At 65.5% G+C, this 23,098-nt stretch carries 22 protein-coding genes; 7 read left to right on the top strand and 15 right to left on the bottom strand.

Annotated features, from left to right (window positions below):
• Position 1 precedes the first annotated feature (1 nt).
• From ugpE to W930_RS0105355, 10 genes are all read right to left on the bottom strand, one after another.
• On the bottom strand, positions 2-847 hold the full coding sequence (gene ugpE / locus W930_RS0105310; RefSeq protein WP_023594664.1) for a sn-glycerol-3-phosphate ABC transporter permease UgpE: 846 nt from the start codon (positions 845-847) through the stop codon (positions 2-4).
• A complete protein-coding gene (gene ugpA / locus W930_RS0105315; RefSeq protein ID WP_023594665.1) occupies positions 844-1,740 on the bottom strand; it encodes a sn-glycerol-3-phosphate ABC transporter permease UgpA in 897 nt (298 codons plus the stop codon). The genes ugpE and ugpA overlap by 4 nt, the downstream gene beginning before the upstream one ends.
• Before the next feature lie 136 nt (positions 1,741-1,876).
• The gene (gene ugpB, locus W930_RS0105320) at positions 1,877-3,208 is read right to left on the bottom strand and encodes a sn-glycerol-3-phosphate ABC transporter substrate-binding protein UgpB (protein WP_023594666.1); all 1,332 of its coding nucleotides are present in this window, start codon (positions 3,206-3,208) and stop codon (positions 1,877-1,879) included.
• 290 nt (positions 3,209-3,498) lie between these two features.
• Positions 3,499-3,969, bottom strand: coding sequence for a 23S rRNA (pseudouridine(1915)-N(3))-methyltransferase RlmH (gene rlmH, locus W930_RS0105325; RefSeq protein WP_028730841.1), 471 nt, complete (start codon positions 3,967-3,969; stop codon positions 3,499-3,501).
• A 34-nt stretch (positions 3,970-4,003) separates the two neighbouring features.
• Positions 4,004-4,456 carry a ribosome silencing factor gene (gene rsfS, locus W930_RS0105330; RefSeq protein ID WP_023594668.1) on the bottom strand — a complete coding sequence of 151 codons (453 nt, stop codon included), beginning with the start codon at positions 4,454-4,456 and terminating at the stop codon, positions 4,004-4,006.
• A 62-nt stretch (positions 4,457-4,518) separates the two neighbouring features.
• Entirely contained in the window at positions 4,519-5,328 is an 810-nt protein-coding gene (locus W930_RS26175; protein ID WP_080685169.1) for a nicotinate-nucleotide adenylyltransferase, read from the bottom strand.
• 13 nt (positions 5,329-5,341) lie between these two features.
• Positions 5,342-6,277: an oxygen-dependent coproporphyrinogen oxidase gene (gene hemF, locus W930_RS0105340; protein ID WP_023594670.1), complete on the bottom strand. Its 936-nt coding sequence runs from the start codon at positions 6,275-6,277 to the stop codon at positions 5,342-5,344.
• Between the two features lie 135 nt (positions 6,278-6,412).
• A complete protein-coding gene (locus W930_RS26180; RefSeq protein WP_023594671.1) occupies positions 6,413-7,294 on the bottom strand; it encodes a mechanosensitive ion channel family protein in 882 nt (293 codons plus the stop codon).
• A gap of 249 nt (positions 7,295-7,543) precedes the next feature.
• A complete protein-coding gene (gene purD / locus W930_RS0105350) occupies positions 7,544-8,821 on the bottom strand; it encodes a phosphoribosylamine--glycine ligase (RefSeq protein WP_023594672.1) in 1,278 nt (425 codons plus the stop codon).
• A 1-nt stretch (position 8,822) separates the two neighbouring features.
• Positions 8,823-9,548, bottom strand: a complete 726-nt coding sequence (locus W930_RS0105355) for a YebC/PmpR family DNA-binding transcriptional regulator (protein ID WP_023594673.1) — start codon at positions 9,546-9,548, stop codon at positions 8,823-8,825.
• Positions 9,549-9,876: 328 nt separating this feature from the next.
• Between W930_RS0105355 and W930_RS0105360 the strand changes: the two genes are divergently transcribed.
• Together W930_RS0105360 and W930_RS0105365 are read left to right on the top strand one after the other, a co-directional pair.
• Positions 9,877-11,346, top strand: a complete 1,470-nt coding sequence (locus tag W930_RS0105360) for a helicase HerA-like domain-containing protein (RefSeq protein WP_051399285.1) — start codon at positions 9,877-9,879, stop codon at positions 11,344-11,346.
• Between the two features lie 49 nt (positions 11,347-11,395).
• Positions 11,396-12,322, top strand: coding sequence for a DMT family transporter (locus W930_RS0105365; RefSeq protein WP_080685161.1), 927 nt, complete (start codon positions 11,396-11,398; stop codon positions 12,320-12,322).
• Between the two features lie 38 nt (positions 12,323-12,360).
• Here W930_RS0105365 and upp read toward each other — a convergent pair whose 3' ends face one another.
• The gene (gene upp, locus W930_RS0105370) at positions 12,361-13,011 is read right to left on the bottom strand and encodes a uracil phosphoribosyltransferase (protein ID WP_023594676.1); all 651 of its coding nucleotides are present in this window, start codon (positions 13,009-13,011) and stop codon (positions 12,361-12,363) included.
• A gap of 154 nt (positions 13,012-13,165) precedes the next feature.
• Here upp and W930_RS0105375 point away from each other — a divergent pair, with 154 nt between their 5' ends.
• From W930_RS0105375 to W930_RS0105385, 3 genes are read left to right on the top strand one after another with little or no spacing between them, the layout of a single operon-like run.
• Positions 13,166-13,945: an SDR family oxidoreductase gene (locus tag W930_RS0105375; RefSeq protein ID WP_023872056.1), complete on the top strand. Its 780-nt coding sequence runs from the start codon at positions 13,166-13,168 to the stop codon at positions 13,943-13,945.
• A 47-nt stretch (positions 13,946-13,992) separates the two neighbouring features.
• Positions 13,993-14,406, top strand: a complete 414-nt coding sequence (locus W930_RS0105380) for a methylglyoxal synthase (protein ID WP_023872055.1) — start codon at positions 13,993-13,995, stop codon at positions 14,404-14,406.
• Between the two features lie 47 nt (positions 14,407-14,453).
• Entirely contained in the window at positions 14,454-15,428 is a 975-nt protein-coding gene (locus W930_RS0105385; RefSeq protein ID WP_023872054.1) for a quinone oxidoreductase, read from the top strand.
• A gap of 93 nt (positions 15,429-15,521) precedes the next feature.
• Here the strand turns inward: W930_RS0105385 and W930_RS0105390 are convergent, their stop codons facing one another.
• Complete coding sequence (locus W930_RS0105390; RefSeq protein WP_023594680.1) at positions 15,522-15,803, bottom strand: YkvA family protein; 282 nt, start codon at positions 15,801-15,803, stop codon at positions 15,522-15,524.
• Between the two features lie 411 nt (positions 15,804-16,214).
• Between W930_RS0105390 and W930_RS0105395 the strand changes: the two genes are divergently transcribed.
• Positions 16,215-17,663 carry a type 1 glutamine amidotransferase gene (locus tag W930_RS0105395; protein WP_023872053.1) on the top strand — a complete coding sequence of 483 codons (1,449 nt, stop codon included), beginning with the start codon at positions 16,215-16,217 and terminating at the stop codon, positions 17,661-17,663.
• A gap of 132 nt (positions 17,664-17,795) precedes the next feature.
• Here the strand turns inward: W930_RS0105395 and W930_RS0105400 are convergent, their stop codons facing one another.
• On the bottom strand, positions 17,796-18,959 hold the full coding sequence (locus tag W930_RS0105400; protein ID WP_023594682.1) for a porin: 1,164 nt from the start codon (positions 18,957-18,959) through the stop codon (positions 17,796-17,798).
• Between the two features lie 890 nt (positions 18,960-19,849).
• Positions 19,850-20,950 (bottom strand): sigma-54-dependent Fis family transcriptional regulator, encoded by a 1,101-nt coding sequence (locus W930_RS0105410; protein WP_028730844.1) that lies wholly within the window; start codon positions 20,948-20,950, stop codon positions 19,850-19,852.
• Between the two features lie 370 nt (positions 20,951-21,320).
• On the opposite strand from W930_RS0105410, the gene W930_RS0105415 reads away from it, so the two are divergent.
• Complete coding sequence (locus W930_RS0105415; RefSeq protein WP_023872051.1) at positions 21,321-22,265, top strand: LysR family transcriptional regulator; 945 nt, start codon at positions 21,321-21,323, stop codon at positions 22,263-22,265.
• A gap of 33 nt (positions 22,266-22,298) precedes the next feature.
• Here the strand turns inward: W930_RS0105415 and W930_RS0105420 are convergent, their stop codons facing one another.
• On the bottom strand, positions 22,299-23,054 hold the full coding sequence (locus tag W930_RS0105420; protein WP_023594686.1) for an SDR family NAD(P)-dependent oxidoreductase: 756 nt from the start codon (positions 23,052-23,054) through the stop codon (positions 22,299-22,301).
• Positions 23,055-23,098 lie beyond the last annotated feature (44 nt).

Genomic DNA, 23,098 nt, shown 5'->3' on the forward strand with positions numbered 1-23,098 from the left:
ATTACTTTTCCGAATCGACCAGACCGCGCACGAACCACCGCTGCATGAGCAGCACCACCGCGAGCGGGGGCAGCATGGCGAGCAGCGTGGCGCTCATGACGAGTTGCCATTGCGTGGCGGTGTCGCCGCTGCCGATCATGCTCTTGATGCCCACCACAGCCGTCGTCATCGACGGCGCGTTGGTCACGAGAATCGGCCACAGGTACTGATTCCAGCCATAGATGAAGGTGATGACGAACAGCGCCGCGATGTTGGTCTTCGACAGCGGCAGCACCACGTCGACGAAGAAGCGCATCGGACCGGCACCGTCGATGCGCGCGGCTTCGACGAGTTCGTCGGGCAGCGTCATGAAGAACTGCCGGAACAGGAAGGTGGCGGTGGCCGACGCGATGAGCGGCACCGTCAGGCCCACATAACTGTTGATGAGCCCGAGGCTCGAGATCACCTGCACCGTCGGGAAGATGCGCACCTCGACCGGCAGCATCAGCGTGACGAAGATGAGCCAGAAGAACAGATTGCGCAGCGGGAAGCGAAAATACACGATGGCGAAGGCCGACAGGATCGACACCGAGATCTTGCCGATCGTGATGACCAGCGCCATGAGCAGGCTGTTGCCGAGCATCAGCCCGAACGGCATGGCCGCGTCGCCCGTGCCCTGTCCCCAGATGGTCGAGAGGTTCTCGAACAGATGGCTGCTCGGGATGAGCGATAGCGGAACGTTGAAGATTTCCCGCTCGTTCATCGTGGCGGCGACGAACGCCACATAGAGCGGGAAGACGACCAGCAGCACGCCGATGACCAGCATGACGTGGCAGAAAATATCCAGGCCGCGACGGTTCTCGATCATGCGTATTGCACCTTGCGTTCGATGAAACGGAACTGCACGACCGTGAGCACGATGACGATCGCCATCAGCACCACCGACTGGGCAGCCGAGCTGCCGAGGTCGAGCCCCTTGAAGCCTTCCGAGTAGATCTTGTAGATCAGCGTCATCGTCGACTGGCCCGGGCCGCCGCCGGTCGCGGCATCGATCACCGGGAACGTGTCGAAGAACGAGTACACGAGGTTCACCACGAGCAGGAAGAAGGTCGTCGGCGAGATCAGCGGCAGTACCAGACCGAAGAAGCGCCGCACCGGGCCTGCACCGTCGATCGCCGCCGCTTCCACCAGCGAGCGGGGAATGGCCTGCAAGCCGGCGTAGAAGAACAGGAAGTTATAGCTGATCTGCTTCCAGATCGAGGCGAGCACGACGAGGAACATCGCCTGGCCGCCGTTCAGGGCGTGGTTCCACTCGATCCCGAGCTTGGCCAGACCGTACGTGACGAGTCCGATGCTGGGATTGAAGAGGAAGGCCCACAGCACCGCGGCGATCGCGGGTGCCACGGCGTACGGCCAGATGAGCAGCGTCTGGTAGACGCGCTTGCCGCGCGTGACGCGATCGGCCATGGCCGCGAGCAGCAGCGAGATGACGAGCCCGCAGACCGTGACCAGTCCGCTGAAGATCATCGTGGTACGAAACGATGCGAGGTAGAGCGGATCGCCCCACAGCGCGGTGAAGTTGTCCAGGCCGACGAACTGGCTCGACAGGCCGAAGGCGTCCTGCGCCGAGGTGGACTGCCACAGGGCCTCGCCCGCCGGCCACAGGAAGAAGACGACCGTAATGAGGAGCTGCGGGGCGACGAGCGCGTAGGGCAGCCAGCCGGTGCCGAAGCGGGGGCGTTCTCTGGTGTTATGCGCCATAAACGTATCGATCAAAAAAAACCAACCCGGCCCGCGTTGTCGGCGAGCCGGGTGGTGTCATTGTAACGTCGCGAGTTTCGCGGCGATCGCAGGAATCGTCCCTGCGGCACCGGCGTCGTCGCGCGTCAGGGGCGGCTTAGCTGCCCTGCTTCTCGAAGCGGCGCAGGAGGTCGTCGCCACGGCTGACCGCCTTGTCCAGTGCGGCTTTGGGCGTTTGCTTGCCATTCCACACGCCTTCGAGCTCCTCGTCGATGACGGTGCGGATCTGCGGCATGTTACCCAGACGCAGGCCGCGCGTGAACGGCAGGGGCGGCTTGTTGAGCATCTGTTTGATGGCCATGTCGGCGCCCGGGTTCTTCGCGTAGAAGCCCTGCTTCTCGGTCAGTTCATAGGCCGCCTTCGTGACGGGCAGGTAGCCGGTGTCCTGGTGCCACTTCGCCGCCACGGCCGGCGAGGCGAGGTAGTTCAGGAACTTGGCCACGCCCTTGTACTCGGCGGCCGACTTGCCCGCGAGCACCCACAGGCTGGCGCCGCCGATGATGGCGTTCTGCGGTGCGCCCTTCACGTCGGCGTCGTACGGCATCATGCCCACGCCGTAGCTGAACTTCGCGTACTTGGCGATGTTCGCGAGCGCGCCCGACGTCGTCATGGCGATACCGCAATCGCCGCTGTAGAACTTCGAGGTCACCTCATCCTTGCGGCCCACATACGTGAACGAACCTTCCTTGGCCATGTCGGCCAGGAACTGGATGTGTTTGGTCTGCTGCGGGCCGTTGAATTCCAGCTTGGCATCAAGACCGTCGAAGCCATTGTTCTTCGTGGCGAACGGCAGGCCGTGCCACGCGCTGTAGTTCTCGAGCTGCGTCCAGCTCTGCCAGCCCATGGTGAAACCGCACGACAGGCCGGCGGCCTTGAGTTTCTGGGCATCGGTGCGCACGTCGGCCCAGGTCTTCGGCGGCGTGTTCGGGTCGAGGCCCGCCTTCTTGAAGGCGTCCTTGTTGTAGTACAGCACCGGGGTCGAGCTGTTGAACGGCATCGACACGAGGTGGTTGGTCTTGCTGTCGGCGTAGTAGCTGGCCACGGTCGGCACGAAGGCCTTCTCGTCGAACGGCTCGCCGGCGTCCTTCATGACTTGCCAGACTGGCTTCACGGCCTTCTTGGCCTGCATCATGGTGGCGGTGCCGACTTCGTACACCTGAAGAATGGCCGGCGCGTTGCCGGCGCGGAATGCCGCGATACCGGCGGCGAGGCCCTGCTCGTAATTGCCCTTGTAGATCGGGACGATCTTGTAATCGCTCTGCGACGCGTTGAAGTCGTTGGCGATCTGGTTGACGCGTTCGCCGAGGGCCGATTCCATCGAATGCCAGAACTGGATCTCGGTGGCGGCCAGGGCGGACGCGCTCATGCCGAGCATCATTGCGGCGCCAACGCCGGCGAGGGCGAACTTGCGCAGGGAAGGTTGCTTCATGCCAATCTCCGGTGGTTCACGAGAAGTCTTGTTGTTCGCGATGCGAACCTTGTAGCGCCGCGTAGACTAACACGCTGTCATGTTTTTTCCACTCGCAGTGCACAAACGCTGTTGCAACGCCACGTCTGGCGGGGATTGACAACGTTGGGGGACCGGCCTGCCGACGCAGGGTTGCGGGCAGCGGCAAGCGCGGTGCAACGGGGCGTTGCACCGCACAAGACGGTATGACTTATTTCTGTCTTGCTGCCGATATCGGGAAGATCGGGGTCGCAGGCGACGCCGAGACGCGCTCAGACCCGGTGATAGGGGTGATTGGCGTTGATGCTCCACGCGCGATACAGCTGCTCGGCGAGGAGTACGCGCACCATGCCGTGGGGCAGGGTGAGGCTGGAGAGCCGGATAAGGGTGTCCGCGCGCGCCTTGAGCGCCGGGTCGAGCCCGTCGGCACCGCCGATCACGAACGCCACGTCGCGCCCGTCCTGCTGCCAGCCGGTGAGCGACTGCGCGAGGCGCATGGTGGTGACATCCTGCCCGCGCTCGTCCAGGCACACGAGACGGCAGCCCCGGGGCAGGGCAGCGTCGATGCGCTGCGCTTCGGCGGCCATGACCGTCTCGGCCGTGCGGGAATTGGAGCGCTGCTCGGGCTTGATTTCCTTGAGTTCGATGCGCAGCTCGGGCGGCATGCGCTTGGCGTACTCGGCGAAGGCGGTCTCGATCCAGCCGGGCATCTTGTGCCCGACCGCGAGAATGAACAGACGCATGACGGCAGGAACCTGGGAGCGGCCTACGCCAGACTTACTTTGCCTTGCGGCGCGTCGACGGGGCGCTCGCTTCGCCGCTCTCGTCGCCCTCGTCATCCTCGTCGTCCGGGGCGTCCACGCTGGCCTTGGCGCCGGCCCGGGTGCCGGCGGCCTTCAGGCGTACCGGCTTCTCGCCCCAGATCTCTTCGAGGTTGTAGTACTGGCGCAGGGCCGGCTGCATGATGTGCACGATGGCGTCGCCCGTGTCGACCAGCACCCATTCGCCCACGTCCTCGCCTTCAATGCTCACGATGTCGCCACCGGCGGCCTTGACCTTGTCGCGCACGCTTGCGGCGAGTGCCTTGGTCTGGCGGTTCGAGGTGCCGCTGGCGATGATCACGCGCTCGAACAGGGCGGTGAGGTGCTCGGTGTTGAACACCTTGATGTCCTGTGCCTTGACGTCCTCGAGGGCGTCGACGATGAGGCGCTGCAGTTTACGAATATCCATAGTGCGTCTATTTGGTGATACAGGGGCGCCGGGTGGCGGTCCGGCGGTTCGATGCGGGGCCGTCAGGCGCGGTACAGGTGTTGCGCGCGAATGTATCGCCACACGGGTTCGGGCAGGTTCGCCGGGGGCGTGGCCGCGTCTCGCGCGTGCGCCAGCGTGGCGCGCAACTCGGTGGCGGAGATGTCGACGGCCAGTGAGTCGTCGATCAGGATGCCGCCGCATGGCGTGGATTGTACCCCGAGCGCGGACTTTTCCCGCGCGGCGAACACCTCGCGCAGTTCGGCGGAGGCGGCGTCGCGGTCGAAACCCGGTCTGGCCGCCGCGCAAACGTGGGCATAGTCGAACAGTTCGCGCCAGGCGTGCCAGGTGTCCAGGCGGACCAGCTGGTCCGAGCCGATGAGCAGCGAGAGCGAGGCTTGCGGCCCGAGTTCCCGGCGCATTTCCCGCAGCGTGTCGACGGTGTAGCTGGGACCGGCGCGTTCGATTTCGCGGGTGCTCACGAGCAACTGCGTAAACGGTCGCGAGTGTTCGAGCTCGGCCGCGAGCTGTTGCGCGGCCAGACGCGTCATCGCCAGCCGGTGCGCCGCGGGCGTGCTGCCCTGCTTTTGCGGCTGCTGCCCGGCAGGCATCAGTACGAGTTCATCGAGGGCAAGCGTACGGGCGAACAGCGCGCCGAGCGCCAGATGGCCGGTGTGAATCGGATCGAACGTGCCGCCGAGCACGCCGATGCGCCGCGGCCGGGCGCCCATGGCCGCAGTGACGGCGCTTGCGGCGCTGGTGGCCGTTGCGGGCGCCGAGGCCGGCGCGTCGGAGGTGCCGGCTGCGGCGTGCGCGTCGCGGGTATGCGGTGCAACGGAAGACGAGACAGTCATGCGCACGCGGCCCTTAGACCCACTCGCGGCGCACGAGGAAATCGGTGTAGAGCTGCGCTTCGGGCGTGCCCGGTTCCGGCTTCCAGTCGTAATGCCACTTCACGATCGGGGGCATCGACATGAGGATCGACTCGGTGCGCCCGCCCGATTGCAGGCCGAAGTGCGTGCCACGGTCCCAGACCAGGTTGAATTCGACGTAGCGGCCGCGGCGATGCGCCTGAAAATCGCGCTCGCGCTCGCCGTACGGCATGCCGCGGCGACGTTCGACGATGGGCACATAGGCGTCGAGGAAGGCGTTGCCCACGCTTTGCATCACGGCAAAGCCCGTATCGAAGCCGCCGCCGGAGAAGTCGTCGAAGAAAATGCCGCCGATGCCGCGCGGTTCCTGACGGTGTTTCAGGTAGAAGTACTCGTCGCACCAGGTCTTGAAGCGCGGATACCACTCGGCGCCGAAGGGGTCGAGCGCGTCCTTGCAGGTCTGGTGGAAGTGCTGGCAGTCCTCTTCGAACGGGTAGTACGGCGTGAGGTCCATGCCACCGCCGAACCAGTACGCGGGTGCTTCACCCGCGGCGGTTGCAATCAGGATCCGCACGTTGAAGTGCACCGTCGGGCAGTATGGATTGCGCGGGTGAAGCACCAGCGAGACGCCGAGGGCTTCGAAGCCGCGCCCCGCAAGTTCGGGGCGCGAGGCGCTGGCGGAGCCCGGCAGCTTGTCGCCGACCACGTGTGAGAAGTTCACGCCGCCGCGCTCGAAGAAGTCGCCGTCGTCGAGCACCCGGGTGCGACCGTCGCCGCGCAGCGCGCCATCGGCCGGACGTTGCCAGTCGTCGGCGAAGAAACGTTTGCCGTCGAGGCGCTCCAGCGTCTCGACGATGCGGTCCTGAAGCCCGAGGAGATAGGTGCGTACCGCGCCCGTATCCGGTGCCGGTGCGGCGTCTTGCGCTGCCATGCTGTGACTTCCCTGAACGTAGTAGTTACCGCGATTGTACCGGCTGCTACCGGTTCGGGGGCAGACCCGCGTGGCGCGCCGTCCGGCCAAATGCCACCCGGATGACCTGCATCAAGCCATCCGGCCGGATCCCGGTCATGCCGGCGAATTGGGCAGCGGCGGGGCCGAAGCCGTGCCGGTCGCCGGTGCGGCGGGCATGGCCTTGGGCATCTCGCCCGGGGGCGGCATGAAGATCTGGCGCGGCGCGGGCACCGGCCAGTGCGCCGTGCCACCGACTTCCGCGATCGCCCGGTTGGTGTCGAAGTACACCTGCCAGTAATCCCGGTTGTGGCAGTAAGGACGCACCGCCAGCACGGGGCCGGACGGATTGAACTCGAGGATGGCCACGTCGACCGCCGGCGTGGGCATCACGTTGGGAATCTGGGCGACCCGCGTCTTGAGCCGCGCCACGGCGTCCTGCACGTCGACCGTATGCGCGAGCTGCGCGGTCAGGTCGACGCGACGAAACGCGTTCGCGTCGAAGACGGTGATGTTGTCGCTGAACACCTTGGTATTGCCGACGTACACGCGCAAGTTGTCCGCCGTTGTCATCGTGGTCACGAACAGGCCGATTTCGTCGACCACCCCGGTCACGCCGCCCGCGCTGATCATGTCGCCGGTCTTGAACGGACGCAGCACGATCAGGAAGATGCCGGACGCGAAGTTCGACAGCAGGCCGGACCATGCCGCCCCGATGGCGACACCGGCGGCGGCGAGCAACGCGGCGAACGACGTCGTCTCGATGCCGCAGACGCTCAGAATGGAGATGATCAGGGCGATGCGCAGGGCGATGCGCAGCGTCGATTCGGTGTAGCGAACGAGGGTGGGATCGATGGCCCGCCGGGTCATCGCGCCGCGCACGAGGCGCGCCACCACGTTGATGACGATGCCGCCCACGATCCAGATGACGACGGCCATCAGGATCTTCAGGCCGAAAGGCACCAGATAGTCATTGACCAGCTTGTCGAGGTCGAACATGTGAGTCTCCGTCGAGCGAGGGGTCCGTCGGGAAAACTGCATGAATTCCGCCGAGGCTGGCCGGATACGCGGAACGCGGTGTCCACGCGGTGCCAGCGTGCCAAGTTGCCCCTCGCTTGTCAATCATGCCGGCGCGACGATGTGACGGACCCCAAACGACAACGGCCCGGGCGGACGCAAAGTCCCCGGGCCGTTGCCGATGGGCCGGCGCGCGAGCTGACTTCCCGCACTCCGGTCCGTGACGCCGGATTACTCCGGCTTGCGCGCGAGCGCGCGATTGCCGATGTCGTGGCGATACTGCATGCCGTCGAAGTTGATCTGGTTGACGGTCTGGTAGGCCACGCTCTGCGCGCCGCGCACGGTGTCGGACAGGCCGACCACGCACAGCACGCGCCCGCCCGTGACCTTGAGTACGTCGCCGTCGAGTTGGGTGCCCGCGTGGAAGGTCACACAATCCGCGGTCTCCGCGGGAATCTCGGAGATGCGGTCGCCCTTGCGAGGGGTGTCCGGATAGCCGTGTGCGGCGAGCACGACGCCCAGCGCATAGCGGCGGTCCCAGTCGAGTTCGATCTTGTCGAGCGTGCCTGCGATCGCGTGCTCGACCACCACCGAGAAGTCGCCCTTCAGGCGGGCCATGATCGGCTGCGTTTCCGGGTCGCCCATGCGGCAGTTGAACTCGAGCGTCTTGACGTTGCCGTCGGCGTCGATCATCAGGCCAGCGTACAGGAAGCCGGTGAAGCGGATCCCGTCGGTCTCCATGCCGCGCACGGTCGGCATGATGATCTCGCGCATGACTTTCGCGTGGATTTGCGGCGTGACGATCGGTGCCGGCGAATAGGCACCCATGCCGCCGGTGTTCGGGCCCTGATCGTTGTCGAGCAAACGCTTGTGATCCTGCGACGTGGCCAGCGGCAACACGTTCTTGCCGTCGACCATCACGATGAAGCTGGCTTCCTCGCCCTGCAGGAACTCCTCGATCACCACGCGGGCGCCGGCGTCGCCGAGCTTGTTGTCCGCGAGCATCATGTCCACGGCGTGGTGCGCCTCGTCGAGCGACATCGCCACGACCACGCCCTTGCCGGCGGCGAGGCCGTCGGCCTTGATGACGATCGGCGCACCCTTGGCGTCGATATAGGCGTGCGCGGCGGTGGCGTCGGAAAACGTCTCGTAGTCGGCCGTCGGAATGCCGTGGCGCTTCATGAACGCCTTGGCGAAATCCTTCGACGATTCGAGCTGTGCGGCTTCCTTCGTCGGGCCGAAGATCTTCAGGCCGCGAGCGCGGAAGATATTGACGATACCGGCGGCGAGCGGCGTTTCCGGACCCACGACGGTGAGGGCGATGCCTTCGCGCGCGGCGAACTCGGCCAGCACGTTCGGATCGGAGATCGGCACATTGCGCAGGCGCTCGTCGAGCGCCGTGCCGCCGTTGCCCGGGGCGACGTAGACCAGCTGGATGCGCGGCGATTGCGCGAGCTTCCAGGCCAGCGCGTGTTCGCGGCCACCCGAGCCGACAACCATGATTTTCATCTTATTCCTCGATGACGGCGTTGGTGAACACTTCCTGCACGTCGTCGAGGTTTTCGAGCGCGTCGAGCAGCTTTTGCATCTTCACGGCGTCCTCGCCGGTGAAGACCACTTCGGTTTGCGGTTTCATGGTGACTTCGGCAACTTCGGCCTTCAGGCCGGCCGCTTCGAGCTTGTCCTTGACGGACTGGAAGTCGTTGGGCGGGCAGACCACTTCGAAGCTGCCGTCGTCGTTGGTGATGACGTCGTCGGCGCCGGCGTCGAGTGCCACTTCCATCAGCTTGTCTTCCGGCGTTTCCGGCGAGAACAGGAACTGGCCGCAATGCGTGAAGAGGAAGGCCACCGAGCCGTCGGTGCCCATGTTGCCGCCGAACTTGGAGAAGGCGTGACGCACTTCCGCCACCGTGCGCACGCGGTTGTCCGTCATGGTGTCGACGATCACCGCCGCGCCGTTGATGCCGTAACCTTCGTAGCGGATTTCTTCATAGTTGGCGCCGTCCAGACCGCCCACGCCGCGATCGATCGCGCGCTTGACGTTGTCCTTGGGCATGTTGGCGTCGGCGGCCTTTTCCACGGCCAGACGCAGGCGCGGGTTGCTGTCCGCGTCGCCGCCGCCCAGGCGGGCGGCCACCGTGATTTCCTTGATCAGGCGTGTCCAGACTTTACCGCGCTTGGCATCGGCTGCTGCCTTCTTGTGTTTGATGTTGGCCCATTTGCTATGACCCGCCATGAATTTCTCCGTCGTGCCGCGCTCGGCGGCGATGTGTGCCCTGTCGTTCGAGCGGCAAGCTGCCGCTATAATCGGAGGCAATTTTATCATGCCGCCGCACCGTGCCACGGGTGTTTGCTGCGCCGTGTCACGATCCCCGCCGCGTCTACCGCCGAGGTCTCTCATGCCCAAGAAGCCCGTGCCGTCGCAAGCCTCCGCAAGCGCAGGCATTGTCGACGATCAAGCCGCCCAGGCGGTCCAGGCCACCCCGAACGATCCCGCGGCCGACGCCGGAGACGGCCTCTTCATCGCCCGCAACGACCGGCACGTGCTGCGTCTGCTGCCCGCGATGGGCAACCGCCACGGGCTGATCACCGGTGCCACCGGAACCGGCAAGACCATCACGCTGCAAGTCATGGCGCAGGCATTCTCCGACATCGGCGTGCCGGTCTTTCTCGCGGACGTGAAGGGCGACCTGACCGGCATCACGCAGCCCGGCGTCGAGACGCCCAAGCTCAAGGAGCGCATCGCGAATCTCGGCTTCGATGCGCCCGACTGGCACGGCAGTCCCGCCACGTTGTGGGATGTCTTCGGCGAGCAGGGGCATCCGGTGCGCGCGACCGTCTCCGATCTCGGCCCGCTGCTGCTCGCGCGCCTGCTCGGCCTGAACGAGACGCAGACCGGCGTGCTCAATCTCGTCTTCAAGATTGCCGACGACAACGGCCTGCTGCTGCTCGACAGCAAGGACCTGCGGGCCATGCTCCAGCACGTGGGCGACAACGCCTCGACCTTCACCACCCAGTACGGCAACATCTCGGCCGCGTCGATCGGTGCCATCCAGCGCGGACTGCTCACGCTGGAGCAACAGGGCGCGGACAAGTTCTTCGGCGAGCCGATGCTCAACATCGAAGACTTCATGCAGACGGACGCCCAGGGACGCGGCATCGTCAACATTCTCGCCGCCGACAAGCTGCTGGCCGCGCCGCGTATCTACGCGACGTTCCTGCTGTGGCTGCTCGCGGAGCTGTTCGAGCGTCTGCCCGAAGTGGGCGACCCGGACAAGCCCAAGCTCGTCTTCTTCTTCGACGAGGCACACCTGCTGTTCAACGAGGCGCCCAAGTCGCTGCTCGAACGCATCGAGCAGATGGTGCGCCTGATTCGTTCGAAGGGCGTGGGTGTTTATTTCGTGACGCAAAACCCGGTCGATGTGCCCGATACCGTGCTGGGCCAGTTGGGCAATCGCGTCCAGCATGCGCTGCGCGCCTATTCGCCGCGCGACCAGAAGGCGGTGAAGGTGGCGGCCCAGACGATGCGCGCCAATCCGTCGCTCGATATCGAGACGGTCATCGGCGAGCTTGGCGTGGGCGAGGCGCTGGTGTCGTTGCTCGACGAGAAGGGGCGCCCGGCGGTCACGGAGCGGGCGTTCATTGCGCCGCCGGCCTCGCGCATCGGCCCCATCACGCCGCAGGAGCGGGCGGCGCTGATGGCGGGCTCGCTCGTGGCCGGCGTGTATGAGAACGCCGTGGACCGCGAATCCGCGTACGAGAAGCTCGTCGGTCGCACGCAGGCGCGGCAACCCGAGGGCACGCCGGCGCCACCGTCGCCGGGTGGCGCCGAATCGTCGTCCGGCGGTGGACTGCTCGACGCCATGAAGGACTCGCTCGGCGGCCTGCTGGGCGGGTCGGGCGGCTCGCGACGCAAGGACACCGCCGTCGAAGCCATGGTCAAGAGCACGATGCGCACCGTCGGCAGCCAGTTGGGCCGGGAGATCGTGCGCGGCGTGCTGGGCAGCATTCTGGGCGGCAACCGTCGCCGATAGTCCGATAGTCCGATAGGGCCGCAACGCAGGAAGGGAATCTCGCCAACTCATGTCGCTGAAATCCTCGATGGCACCGGTGCGCACCGGGGTCGCTCACGATCCGCTGTGGCTGCGCGCCGCGCCGCTCATCTTTCTGTTCCTGTGGTCCGTCGGCTTTACCGTGGCGAAGATCGGACTGGCCTACGCCGATCCGCTGACCTTCCTCGCCTTGCGTTACGGGCTGGTGCTCGTGCTGCTCGCGCCGCTGGCGATCGTCATGCGCCCGCCGCTGCCGAAGACGGCCGCCGCCTGGGGACATCTGGTCGTCATCGGTCTGCTGATCCAGGCGCTGTATTTCAGCATGACGTATCTGGCCTTGCGGCTGGGAGTTTCGGCGGGTAGCGTGGCGCTGATCACGTCGCTGCAGCCGATCCTCGTGGCGCTGGCCGTGCCTTATCTGGTGGGCGAACGCGTGAGCGGGTTGAACTGGATCGGTCTCGGATTGGGACTCGCGGGCGCGGCGCTCGTGATCGTGGCGCGCTCGGCGGTCGAGGCCACCTCCGCGCTGGGGCTGGGGCTCACGTTCGTGGCGCTCGGCGCCATTACCTGCGGCACGCTGTACGAGAAGCGCTTCGGTGTAGGGCAGCACCCCATCACCTCGAATCTCGTGCAGTACGCCGTGGGGTTCGCGGCCACGCTGCCGCTGGCGTGGTGGCTCGAGCCGATGCGCGTCGACTGGACCTGGCAGCTCGGCCTGACGCTCGTCTACCTCGTGATCGGCAATTCCATCGTGGCGATCTCGTTGCTGCTGGCGATGATTCGTCGCGGCGAGGCGTCGCGCGTGTCCGCGCTGTTCTTCCTCGTGCCGCCTTGCGCGGCGCTCGCGGCGTGGGCCATGGTCGGCGAGCACATGCCGCCGCTGGCCTGGGCCGGGATGGTGCTGGCGGCCATCGGCGTGGCGATGGCCACGCGGCGCAGGGCGGGCCGAGGCCAGTGAAAAAAGCCCCGGTTCGACCGGGGCTTTTTACGTCCGCTTCAGTTCTTGGTGCCGAACAGGCGATCGCCCGCGTCACCCAGGCCCGGAATGATGTACGCGTGATCGTCCAGGCGCTCGTCGAGCGAGGCGACATACAGCTTCACGCCGGGATGCGCGTCGTGCAACACCTTGACGCCTTCGGGCGCGGCCACGAGTGCGAGGAAGGCGATGTTCTCTTCGGCCACGCCGCGCTTGCGCAGCACATCCACGGCATGCACGGCCGAATAGCCCGTGGCGACCATCGGATCGCACAGAATGAAACTGCGGTCGGCCACGTCGGGCAGGCGTACCAGATACTCAACCGGACGATGTTGCTCGTCGCGATACACGCCGATGTGGCCGACGCGCGCCGACGGCACCAGATCGAGCAGACCGTCGCTCATGCCGACGCCCGCGCGCAGCACGGGGACGATGGCAAGCTTCTTTCCGGCGATGACGGGGGCGTCCATGGCGACCATCGGCGTGTCGATGCGCTCGGTCGTGAGCGGCAGGTCGCGCGTGATTTCGTATCCCATGAGCAAGGTAATCTCGCGCAGCAGGCCGCGGAACGTGCGCGTCGAGGTTTCCTTGTCGCGCATGTGCGAGAGCTTGTGCTGGATCAGCGGGTGATCGCAGATATAGAGATTGGGGAAGCGGGTGTCTTGTTTCATGGCAGGCAATCGGGGGCAGGGCCGGTGTGGCCCGCATGGCCGCGATTTTAACCGATGCGGATGGCAGCGGCGCGCCCGCGATTCCCTTAGAATCGCGGGGAGATGGCCCGAGGGCCGTATCCGACCAATGCGTGACTTGTCTGGAAGACCGAACATGGATCTGGGAATCAAGGGCCGCACCGCACTCGTGTGCGGCGCGAGCAAGGGCCTGGGGCGCGCCTGTGCGCAGGCGCTGGCCGAGGCGGGTGTGAACCTCGTCATCGTCGCGCGCACGGCCGACGCCCTGAACGCCGCGGCGAACGAGATTCGCGCCGCGACCGGCGTTGACGTGAGCGCGGTGGCCTGCGACATCACCACGCCCGAGGGGCGCGCCCAGGCGCTCGCCGCCTGTCCGCAGCCCGATATTCTCGTGACGAATGCGGGCGGTCCGCCTCCGGGCGACTTCCGCGACTGGCAGCGCGACGACTGGATTCGCGCGCTCGACGCGAACATGCTCACCCCCATCGAACTGATCAAGGCGACCGTGGATGGCATGATCGCGGGCGGTTTCGGGCGCATCGTGAATATCACGTCGTCGGCCGTGAAGGCGCCGATCGACATTCTCGGCCTGTCCAACGGCGCACGCTCGGGGCTGACCGGTTTTGTTGCGGGGCTGGCGCGCACGACCGTCTCGCACAACGTCACCATCAACAATCTGTTGCCGGGTGCGTTCGATACCGACCGTCTCGCGGGCACCATGCGGGCGTGGGCCGACAAGAGCGGGCAGACGGTGGACGAAGCGCGGGCCAGGCGGGCCGCGGCCATTCCGGCGCGCCGTTTCGGGCAGCCGCAGGAGTTCGGCGCGACCTGCGCTTTCCTGTGCAGCGCGCAGGCGGCCTACATTACCGGACAGAACGTGCTGATCGACGGCGGCGCGTATCCGGGCACCTTCTGAACCGTCCTCACCACACCGTGTCTCGACCCAGCGAAGGGATCGCATCAATGACTGTATCGACCGTACCCAAAGTCCGAATCGCGCTCATCGCGCACGACAAGAAGAAGGACGAGATTCTCGCGGTCGCGCGCGACTACGTGGAAGTCCTGCGTCAATGCCAGCTCGTGGCCACGGGCACCACGGGCGGGCGCATCGCCACCGAACTGGGCCTGGAGGTGGAGCGCATGCTCTCGGGGCCGCACGGCGGCGACCTCCAGATCGGCGCGCAACTGGCCGAAGGGCGGGTGGACATGGTGCTGTTCCTGCGCGACCCGATGACGCCGCAACCCCATGAACCCGACATCAACGCGCTGGTGCGCGCGTGCGACGTGCACAACGTGCCGTGCGCGACCAACAGTGCCACGGCGCGGCTGCTGCTCGAACAACTGATCGTGCGTCTGGCGGCGCAGCCGCAGGGCTGACGCGTCGCGACAGGCGGCCTGATAACCCAAGCATCGAAGGAGCGAGGATGACCAAAGCGATTCGCATTGAACAGAATGGTGGGCCGGAAGTGATGAAGTGGGTCGACGTCGAAGTTGGCGACCCCGGTCCGGGCGAGGCGCGCGTGCGTCACAACGCCGTCGGTCTGAATTACATCGACGTCTATTTCCGGACCGGTCTGTATCCGCAGCCGCTGCCGGCCGGCCTCGGCATGGAAGCCGCGGGCGTGGTCGAAGCGGTCGGGGAGGGCGTGACGCATGTCAGGCCGGGCGACCGCGTGGCTTATGCGGGCCGTCCGTGCGGCGCCTATTCGCAGGCGCGCGTCATGCCCGCCGCGCCGCTGGTGCGTGTGCCGGACGCGATCAGCGACGACCAGGCCGCCGCGATGATGCTGCAAGGCATGACCGCGCAGTATCTGCTGCGCCGCACCTACCCGGTCAAGGCGGGCGACACGATCCTGATCCATGCGGCCGCAGGCGGCGTGGGCCTGATCGTCTGTCAGTGGGCCAGGGCGCTCGGCGCGACGGTGATCGGCACCGTCGGCTCCGACGAGAAGGCGGCGCTCGCACGCCGGCATGGCTGCAATCACCCGATCGTGTACACCCGCGAGAACTTTGTCGAGCGGGTCAAGGAAATCACGGGCGGTGAAGGCGTGCCGGTCGTCTACGATTCCATCGGCAAGGACACTTTCATCGGTTCGCTCGACTGCCTGCGTCCGCTGGGCATGATGGTGAACTTCGGCAGCGCCTCCGGGCCCGTGACGCAGATCAACACGGCTGACCTCGTGTCGCGCGGCTCGCTGTTCTTCACGCGTCCGACGCTGTTCAGCTACACGGCCAAACGCGCCGATCTCGAGGCCAGCGCGAACGAGTTGTTCGACGTCGTGGCCCGGGGGGACGTGAAGATCGAGGTCAATCAACGCTATGCGCTGGCCGACGTGGCGCAGGCGCACCGCGATCTCGAAGCGCGCAAGACGACCGGCTCGACGCTGCTCATGCCCTGAGGCCGGGCAGCCATCCCGACGCGCCCGCGGCCGGTAACCCGACCAGGCGGCGGGAGCGCCGGATCGACCCGGCATCGATTCCGGTGCCCGGACTCAGGCGCGTTGCGTGAACACGTGGGCGCGAGCGTCCTCGCGGACATCGAACGGCAGACGGCCGATCAGCCAGTGCACCACCATGCCGATCACGACCACGTCGTCGAGCAAACCGAACACTGGCACGAAATCGGGGATGAGATCGAACGGGCTCAGCAGGTACACGACGAGCAGGCCCACGGCGGGCAACAGCCACCATGGACGACGCGGGTCGCGGGCCGCGTGCCAAAGTACGCGGAAGTCGTGGCGGGCGATCTGCCACAGGCGGAGAAAACGCTTCACTTGCAGGCTCCTGATACTCACGTGCCCGCCAGACAGCGACGGGCATTTTTTCGTCCAATGGTGGCGAACCGCGCCCAAATTGGATGAATGTCTTGCATATTGTCGCGATTATACGCGTGGCCTTTCGGTCTCGCCGACGAGGCGCGCAGCCGTTCAACGCGTGACAATGCATTTCGACATCGCGGCGACGGGACGGTTTCATCGCCGCGTTCAGGGCGAGTTCGGGCGATCGTCGTCCATCGCCATGCCGCAAGCGGCTTGCCGCGCGATCGTCGTCCATCGCCATGCCGCAAGCGGCTTGCCGCGCGATCGGCTTTCCCGGTTGCGGTGGGACCGGGGCGGCGGGATAATTTCCCGGCCGCAGTGGTCAATCCATCTTTCCCCCTTCGCGGACGCCTTCCCAACGCCATCATGACCGACGCTCAAGACCCGAAATCGCCGCAGCAGCCCCAGAAGCCTGAATCCGAGACGAGCAAGAGCGCAACGCCACAACCGACACCTCCGGCCACCGACACCGGCAGCATTGCCGGCGCGTCCGGGGGCACGGCATCGACCTCATCCACGCCATCATCCGACTACGCGACGTCGGCCACACCGGCCTCGCCGCGGGCCACCGCCAAGCCGGTCGCCGGCACGGCGGAAGGCTCGTCGGACATGCCGCCGAATCCCGACACGCTGACGCGCCCGGTCCAGCCCGGTGATGCCCAGGCGCAGCCTTCCCAGCCCGCGGCGGCCCCGTCCGCCAAACCCGTCGCCCAGGCGTCCGCTGCGGAGGTGGCGTCGGATCGCAATCCGATCGGCGCGCCGACGCCGGCATCGGGCGACGACGTCAAGGCGGCCGGCGTCGGCAGCGCGGGCGGTCAGATCGGGGAGGCGGGGGAGACGGGGGGCGCCGCGGGCGGTGGTGGTGTGGAGCCACCGCATCAGCCGTCGTTCGGCTCGGCGCCGCGTCCCGGCAGTCCGGCGTCGATGGGCGGTCAGCCGTCCTACCTTCAGGCGGGGGACTCCCCGTGGTCGGTTCTGCGACGCATCATGTCGGCCCGCTTTCGCGCCTGGTACGACCGTGCGGGCCAGCGCATCACGCAGCGCACGCTGAAGATCGGTATCTCGGCACGCATCTTTCATCCGGAGCCCGGTTCGAAGGGGTTGCGCAGCAAGACGCTGCAATACCTCGAAGAGTCGATCGCGCACTGGGTGATGTCGCGCGACGTGCTGGTGTTCATGATTCCGACGGTCGACACACAAGGCCTGCTCCATCCAAGCCACATTCGCCTGCACGATTACGCGAAGCATCTGGATGGTCTGGTGCTGCAGGGCGGGGCGGACGTCTCGCCGCTGACCTATTCGGAAGTGGCGACGCGTCACGAATGGCAGGGCGACCGCATGCGCGACATGTACGAACTCGAACTGCTGCACGAGTTCGTCGAACAGGGCAAGCCGATTCTCGGCGTGTGCCGGGGGTGTCAGCTCATCAACGTGGCGTTCGGCGGCACGTTGCACCAGGACATTGCGACCGATCTGCCTGAAGCGATTCCGCACGTCACCGAGACGTACGAGCACAACCGTCATACGCTGACGTTCCCCGAGGGATCGTCGCTCGCGCAAATGCTCGCGCCGGTCGATGTGCCGATCGTCAACTCGATCCACCACCAGTCGGTGAAAACGCTCGGGCGCGACCTGAGCGTGGAGGCCGTGTGTGCGGAAGACGGCGTGGTCGAGGCAATCCGCTACCGCAAGGCGCCGTTCGTGATGGGCTTGCAGTGGCACCCGGAGTTTCACCGGGCCGGCGGGCCGGAGTTCCTCGATTGCACGCCGGTACTCGACAACTTCCTGCGTGCGGCGCGCGAGACGCGCTTCTGAGGCGAAGCGAAGAGAATGGGGGCGACGCTGCCGAGCGCAGGCGTCGCGCCCACGAAAAAAGGGCAGCCCGGAGGCTGCCCTTTTTTGTGTCAGGCGTACCGCGATGTCGCTGCGGTACGCGCGCCGCCTGGCTTAGAAGCGGTGACGGATACCCGTGCCCACAACGGTTTGCGAGCTGGTCGACGACATACCGCCGGCAGCGCCGACACCGGCTGCGAGGCCCGTGCCTTCGTTGTCGGAGATGTGCTGGTACGAACCCGTCAGGTACACATCGGTGCGCTTCGACAGACGGTAGTCGGCTTGCAGCGTAACGGTGTGGAACTTCGGCTTCTTGTCCGTCGAATCCTGCTTGGCCATCGTGTACGTGTACGCGGCCGACAGCGAGACTGCCGGGGTCAGCATGTAGCGACCGTTGACTTCGAAGTTGTCGAACTTCAGACCGTCGTTGTTGAAGCCAACGGCGGTGCTGTTGAAGTTGATGCCCGACAGGCCTTGGAGTTGCGTGTGGGTGTACACCAGGCCGACAGTTGCCGGGCCGAAGGCGTAGTTACCACCGATACCCCAGACGCGTTGCTTCTGCGCGTTGAAGACCGAGTCGCCACCGGCCGACGTATCGACGGCGCCGCTTGCGTTGTTGTTACCCGGATTGCCTTGGCGCTCCAAGTAAGCGGCGGCAACCGTCAGCGGGCCGTTCGCGTAGTTCACGCCGGCGCTGAATGCACGGTTGTTGGCGAAATCGCCGGCCTTGTTCGAGAAGCCATACAGGCCGCCGAAGGTCAGGCCGTTGTAGTTGGCGCTCGAGTACTTCACCGAGTTGTTCACACGGAACGAGTTGTTCGTGTTGTCGTTATCGTACGGGTGCGCTGCGATCGTGCCGCCGAACGACGAACCGTTCAGGGTCAGCGGAGCCAGGTAATCAACCAGCGAGTCGTACTGACGACCGATCGTGACCGAGCCGAACTTGTCGTTCTGCAGGCCGACGAAGGCTTGACGACCGAACATGCGGTTGTTTTGGCCCAGGCTGCCGTTGTTGATCGAGAAACCGTTTTCCAGCACGAAGATGGCCTTGTTACCGCCACCCAGGTCTTCCGAGCCCTTCAGGCCCCAACGGCTGCCGTTGACCAGGCCGCTCGTGGCGCGGAAGTTCTTCGAACCCGAAGCACCGATCGTGTTGGTCGAGTTGCTGGTGTAGGCAACGCCAGCGTCGATCAAGCCGTACAGGGTGACGCTGCTTTGTGCGTGCGCGCCCACCGAGAACGCGCCGATGGCGGCCGCGGCAAGAAGAGTTTTTTTCATGGTTTAAGCTCCAGTAACGTGACACGAATCGCAGAATTCGCGTGAAAACAGAACGCGGCGAAACAGAACATGTCGAGGTGACGGTTTGTCATTCGCGGACCCGATCAGGTATCGGCACTGCTCTGTTGACAGGGGGCAGTGTATGAGTGAGCGCTACTCCCGCCTATTTCAGAATCCGCAAGAATCTATTTCATATCTGAAAAGAATCATGCAAACGTGTCGCAAAGCGTTGTGTGACAAGGGATCGGCTTGATTAAGCGTAGGCGAGAAATGCCGATGCAAGCGAAGTGTGTTGCGCTCGGGACACAGTGAGAGCGACCTGCGAAAGCGCGTCGGAAGCGTTGTCAGTGCTGGATTTGCGCGCGACACGCGTGGGTCCGATTAGTTCCGGCGCTGCGTGATCATGTCGCAGAGGCGGTTCGCGCGGCGGGCGCATCGCACGAAACGTGTCGCGTCGACGTAGGCCTCGTTTTCGACACCTCGTACCTCATCGCTGATGACGATGAAATCGAAAAGCGCACGTGACATGCAAGTGGGCCCCGATGAGCACATCATCGCCTTGCCTCCATCGCGCGTAATGAGTGATGTCTTAGATTTTTGTGCGTGGAAAAACTCGGACCTCACCGAAAAACCCTTTATTCATGCAGTTTTACGAGACTATTGCGAGTCCTCGAATAATTCATTGCGTCGAATGATGACAATGATTTTCGACGCCAGACCTATACTACGTTCCGCGAGAAGTAGACTTTTGCGTTGAGTGAAAAGTCTCCAAACCTTGGCGCGGCCTCATTGGCCGCGCTTTTTTTTGCCCGCGCTTTTCCCATGCCCCGTGCGACCTTCATTGTCGTCTGGCGTCGCCGCCACCCGACACCTCGACCGTTGCGTCGCCTCTACGCGAAGTGAGCCGCATTGAGGGCGTCGCCGCAATCGCGCACATGCGGAATGCTCAACTGCTTGAGCTTTCGATATAGCGACGCACGACAGAACCCGAGCGTGCGCGCGGCGGCCGAAATATTCCAGCGATGTTGCGCGAGCGCCTGCAGAATGCGCTCCCGCTCGACTTCGCTCTCGTTTCCCTGGCGCGCATCACGGGCCTGACGGTCGTGCACCCCGCCAGGTATTTCGCGCGACATCGCCGAAGCCTCGATTTCGACGCGCGACGAGGTCGCGGGCGCCATCGGTGTACTCCCCGCCGACGTGCCGCGCGACGCCCCAACGAGTTCCGGCGGCAGATCGTTTACACACAACTGGTTTGTGCTCATGACGGCACATGCGTAGCGCAACGCGGCGCGCATTTGGCGCAGGTTTCCCGGCCATGCGTGGGTGAGCAGACAAGACAGCGCTTGCGGTGACACGCGGGCGAGCGCCTGATCGGCGCGCAGTCCGGGCCACTCGTCGCAAAGCATGCGCGCGATCAGCTCCGATTTATCCTCGCGCTCGCGCAGCGTGGGCAGCGTGAGAACGCCGACCGCGATGCGGTAATAAAGATCTTCGCGGAATGTCCCGTTCGCTACGGCGCTGGCCAGATCCTGGTGCGTGGCGCAAATCAGTTGCACGTCGACGGGCACGGGATGGCTCCCGCCCAGCGGCGTGACCTCGCGCTCGGACAGCACCCGCAGCAGGCGCGTCTGCATCGCAAAGGGCATGTCGCCGATCTCATCGAGAAAGAGGGTGCCGCCGTCGGCCTGTTGCAGCTTGCCCTTCATCCCGCCCGGAAGGGCGCCGGAAAATGCGCCGCGCTGATATCCGAACAACTCGCTCTCGACGAGATGCTCCGGCAACGACGCCGTATTGATGGCGACGAATGCCTGCGCGCGCCGCTCGCTGTAGGCATGCAGCGCGCGGGCGAGAAACTCCTTGCCGGTGCCTGTCTCTCCGAGAATCAGTACCGGGATGCCGCGATCGACGAAGCGCTTGCCGCGCGCGAGCAGTTCGCGCATGCGGGCATCGGTGCCGCTCAGATCGTCGATGGCGAGATAGTCGGGGCGCATGCCGCGGGTCGATGCCGAATCGGGCGCGGCGGCGGTGATGGGGGCGGCAGGGGGGACCGGCAGGCGGGCGATGCGTTCGGCGATCGCGGCGATGCTGCTGAACGCGGTATTGGCATTGGCGGCGCCGTGGGGGGCGGCGTGGCCGACAGGTCGAGCGGGGGCGGACGCTACAGCGAGGTGAGCGGGCATGACTTGTCTCCTTCTCGTATCGGTACGAAAGGGCGCCGTCGGTGGCTTGTGGCCTGGCGATTCCTGACGTCTCTTTATATTGCGACCGGCTCGGGTGGCCAATCGCCAATGCAGGATACGACTCGAGAGTCATAACATCCAATACAATATTGATGCGCTATTAATACCTCTGAGGTATCAGATGATCGAGCTGCGTCATTTCCAATATTTCGTGGTGCTCGCGGAGACCCTGCATTTCGGCCGCGCGGCCCAGCAGCTGCACATCTCGCAGCCGCCGTTATCGCGCCAGATTGCCCTCATGGAGGCCGAGCTGGGCGTGCGGTTGTTCGAGCGCACGCGCAGAAGCGTGAGACTCACGCGCGCGGGGGCCCGCTTCTATCAGGATGCAGTGGAAATCCTCAACTCGGTCGACCGCGCACGGCGCAATGTGGTCGCGGCGAGCCGGGGAGAGGACGGCGCCATCACGGTTGGCTTCATGATGTCCTCGGCGTACAACATTCTGCCGGCGCTTACGCGCACATACGCCGCGGCCTACTCGCGCGTCGACATGAAACTCGCGGAGACGCTGCCGAACCTGTTGGCCGACGCGGTGCGGGCGGGGAAGATCGACGTCGGCATCATGTACCGTCCCGAAGATCTCACGGGGGTGGAGACGGCGACGGTGTTTCGCGAGGAGATGGTGGCGGTATTGCCGCGCACGCACGCCCTGGCGTCGGTCGACGTGCTCGACGCCTCCCAGCTCGCCGACGAGTCCTTCGTGAGCATTCCGCGCGAGATCGCGCCGCTCGTCTACGACCTGATCGTCGACCATTGCCGCCGCGCGGGCTTTTCGCCGCATATCCGGCTCGAGACCAATCTTCAGCAGACGATTATCAACCTCGTGGGGGAAGGGCTGGGCGTCGCGATGGTGCCGATGTCGATGAGCAGCACGAGCGCGTCGGGCAGTGCGGTCTTCAAGCCCTTGCACAACGCGCCGGTGGCCGAGGTGGCGTTGTTGTGGAGCCGGGACAATCACAACCCGTGCGTGGCCACGTTCGTGGAAAATGCGCGCGAGGTGTGGCGCGAGATGCAGCGCGCGCCGGGGGCGCGGCTGGTGCCCGACCTGCCGGACACCCGCCTGCGCTGAGCGATGGAGGCGAAGTGACGGGCCCGGACGGCGTCAGATCTCGAGGATACCGGCCGCCACGAAACCGCCGTCGACTGGCAGGATATGGCCAGTGACATACGACGAATCTTCCGACGCCAGGAAGCTGACCGCGCCCGCGATCTCTCGCGGTTGGCCGTAGCGCCCCAGCGGCGTGGTCTCCGTATAGTGACGGCGCGAGATGTCGGAATGCAGCGCTTGCGTGAGCGGCGTGTCGACCGGACCCGGGGCGATGCCGTTTGCCGTAATACCGAAGGGGGCGAGCTCGATGGCCATCTGACGGGTGAGACCGATGACCGCCGCCTTCGACGTGCCGTAGGCCGTGCGCCCGGCGCTGGCCAAGATGCCCGCGACCGACGCCAGGTTCACGATCCGCCCCCAGCGCTGCTCGCGCATGAGACGCGCGGCGTGCTGACCGCACAGCAGCGTGCCGGTGAGGTTCACATTCATCACCTGATGCCAGTGATCGATCGGATAGTCGAGGAACGGAAACGTCTTGGCGATCCCTGCGTTGTTCACGAGCACGTCGCAACGCCCGTGACGCTGCGCGACCTGTGCAAAGCCGTCGGCGATCGATTGCGCATCGCCCACATTCATGGTCAGCGCCCACGCGTTGCCACCTGCCGCGCTCAGCTTCGCCGCCGTCTCCGCCGCCGCGCCTTCGTTCAGATCGGCCACCACCACCGTCATGCCGTCCTTGACCAATCGTTCGCAAATGGCGGCGCCAATGCCCATGCCGCCGCCCGTGACCACTGCAACTTTCTCCGTCATGCTATGGACTCCTAAATTTATTGACTTCTACAGCACGGGCCCCG

The sequence above is a fragment of the Pandoraea sp. E26 genome (assembly GCF_000681415.1).
GTDB classification, from domain to species: domain Bacteria; phylum Pseudomonadota; class Gammaproteobacteria; order Burkholderiales; family Burkholderiaceae; genus Pandoraea; species Pandoraea pnomenusa.

Bases quoted from the DNA above. Each gene is read 5' to 3' on its own strand.
- W930_RS0105375 (WP_023872056.1), top strand. From the start codon at position 13,166: ATGGATCTGGGAATCAAGGGCCGCACCGCACTCGTGTGCGGCGCGAGC.
- ugpB (WP_023594666.1), bottom strand. From the start codon at position 3,208: ATGAAGCAACCTTCCCTGCGCAAGTTCGCCCTCGCCGGCGTTGGCGCC.
- W930_RS26180 (WP_023594671.1), bottom strand. From the start codon at position 7,294: ATGTTCGACCTCGACAAGCTGGTCAATGACTATCTGGTGCCTTTCGGC.
- purD (WP_023594672.1), bottom strand. From the start codon at position 8,821: ATGAAAATCATGGTTGTCGGCTCGGGTGGCCGCGAACACGCGCTGGCC.
- W930_RS0105365 (WP_080685161.1), top strand. From the start codon at position 11,396: ATGTCGCTGAAATCCTCGATGGCACCGGTGCGCACCGGGGTCGCTCAC.
- upp (WP_023594676.1), bottom strand. From the start codon at position 13,011: ATGAAACAAGACACCCGCTTCCCCAATCTCTATATCTGCGATCACCCG.
- W930_RS0105360 (WP_051399285.1), top strand. From the start codon at position 9,877: ATGGGCAACCGCCACGGGCTGATCACCGGTGCCACCGGAACCGGCAAG.
- W930_RS0105420 (WP_023594686.1), bottom strand. From the start codon at position 23,054: ATGACGGAGAAAGTTGCAGTGGTCACGGGCGGCGGCATGGGCATTGGC.
- rsfS (WP_023594668.1), bottom strand. From the start codon at position 4,456: ATGGATATTCGTAAACTGCAGCGCCTCATCGTCGACGCCCTCGAGGAC.
- W930_RS26175 (WP_080685169.1), bottom strand. From the start codon at position 5,328: ATGACTGTCTCGTCTTCCGTTGCACCGCATACCCGCGACGCGCACGCC.
- W930_RS0105395 (WP_023872053.1), top strand. From the start codon at position 16,215: ATGACCGACGCTCAAGACCCGAAATCGCCGCAGCAGCCCCAGAAGCCT.
- W930_RS0105385 (WP_023872054.1), top strand. From the start codon at position 14,454: ATGACCAAAGCGATTCGCATTGAACAGAATGGTGGGCCGGAAGTGATG.
- ugpE (WP_023594664.1), bottom strand. From the start codon at position 847: ATGATCGAGAACCGTCGCGGCCTGGATATTTTCTGCCACGTCATGCTG.
- W930_RS0105415 (WP_023872051.1), top strand. From the start codon at position 21,321: ATGATCGAGCTGCGTCATTTCCAATATTTCGTGGTGCTCGCGGAGACC.
- W930_RS0105400 (WP_023594682.1), bottom strand. From the start codon at position 18,959: ATGAAAAAAACTCTTCTTGCCGCGGCCGCCATCGGCGCGTTCTCGGTG.
- W930_RS0105380 (WP_023872055.1), top strand. From the start codon at position 13,993: ATGACTGTATCGACCGTACCCAAAGTCCGAATCGCGCTCATCGCGCAC.
- hemF (WP_023594670.1), bottom strand. From the start codon at position 6,277: ATGGCAGCGCAAGACGCCGCACCGGCACCGGATACGGGCGCGGTACGC.
- rlmH (WP_028730841.1), bottom strand. From the start codon at position 3,969: ATGCGTCTGTTCATTCTCGCGGTCGGGCACAAGATGCCCGGCTGGATC.
- ugpA (WP_023594665.1), bottom strand. From the start codon at position 1,740: ATGGCGCATAACACCAGAGAACGCCCCCGCTTCGGCACCGGCTGGCTG.
- W930_RS0105355 (WP_023594673.1), bottom strand. From the start codon at position 9,548: ATGGCGGGTCATAGCAAATGGGCCAACATCAAACACAAGAAGGCAGCA.
- W930_RS0105410 (WP_028730844.1), bottom strand. From the start codon at position 20,950: ATGCGCCCCGACTATCTCGCCATCGACGATCTGAGCGGCACCGATGCC.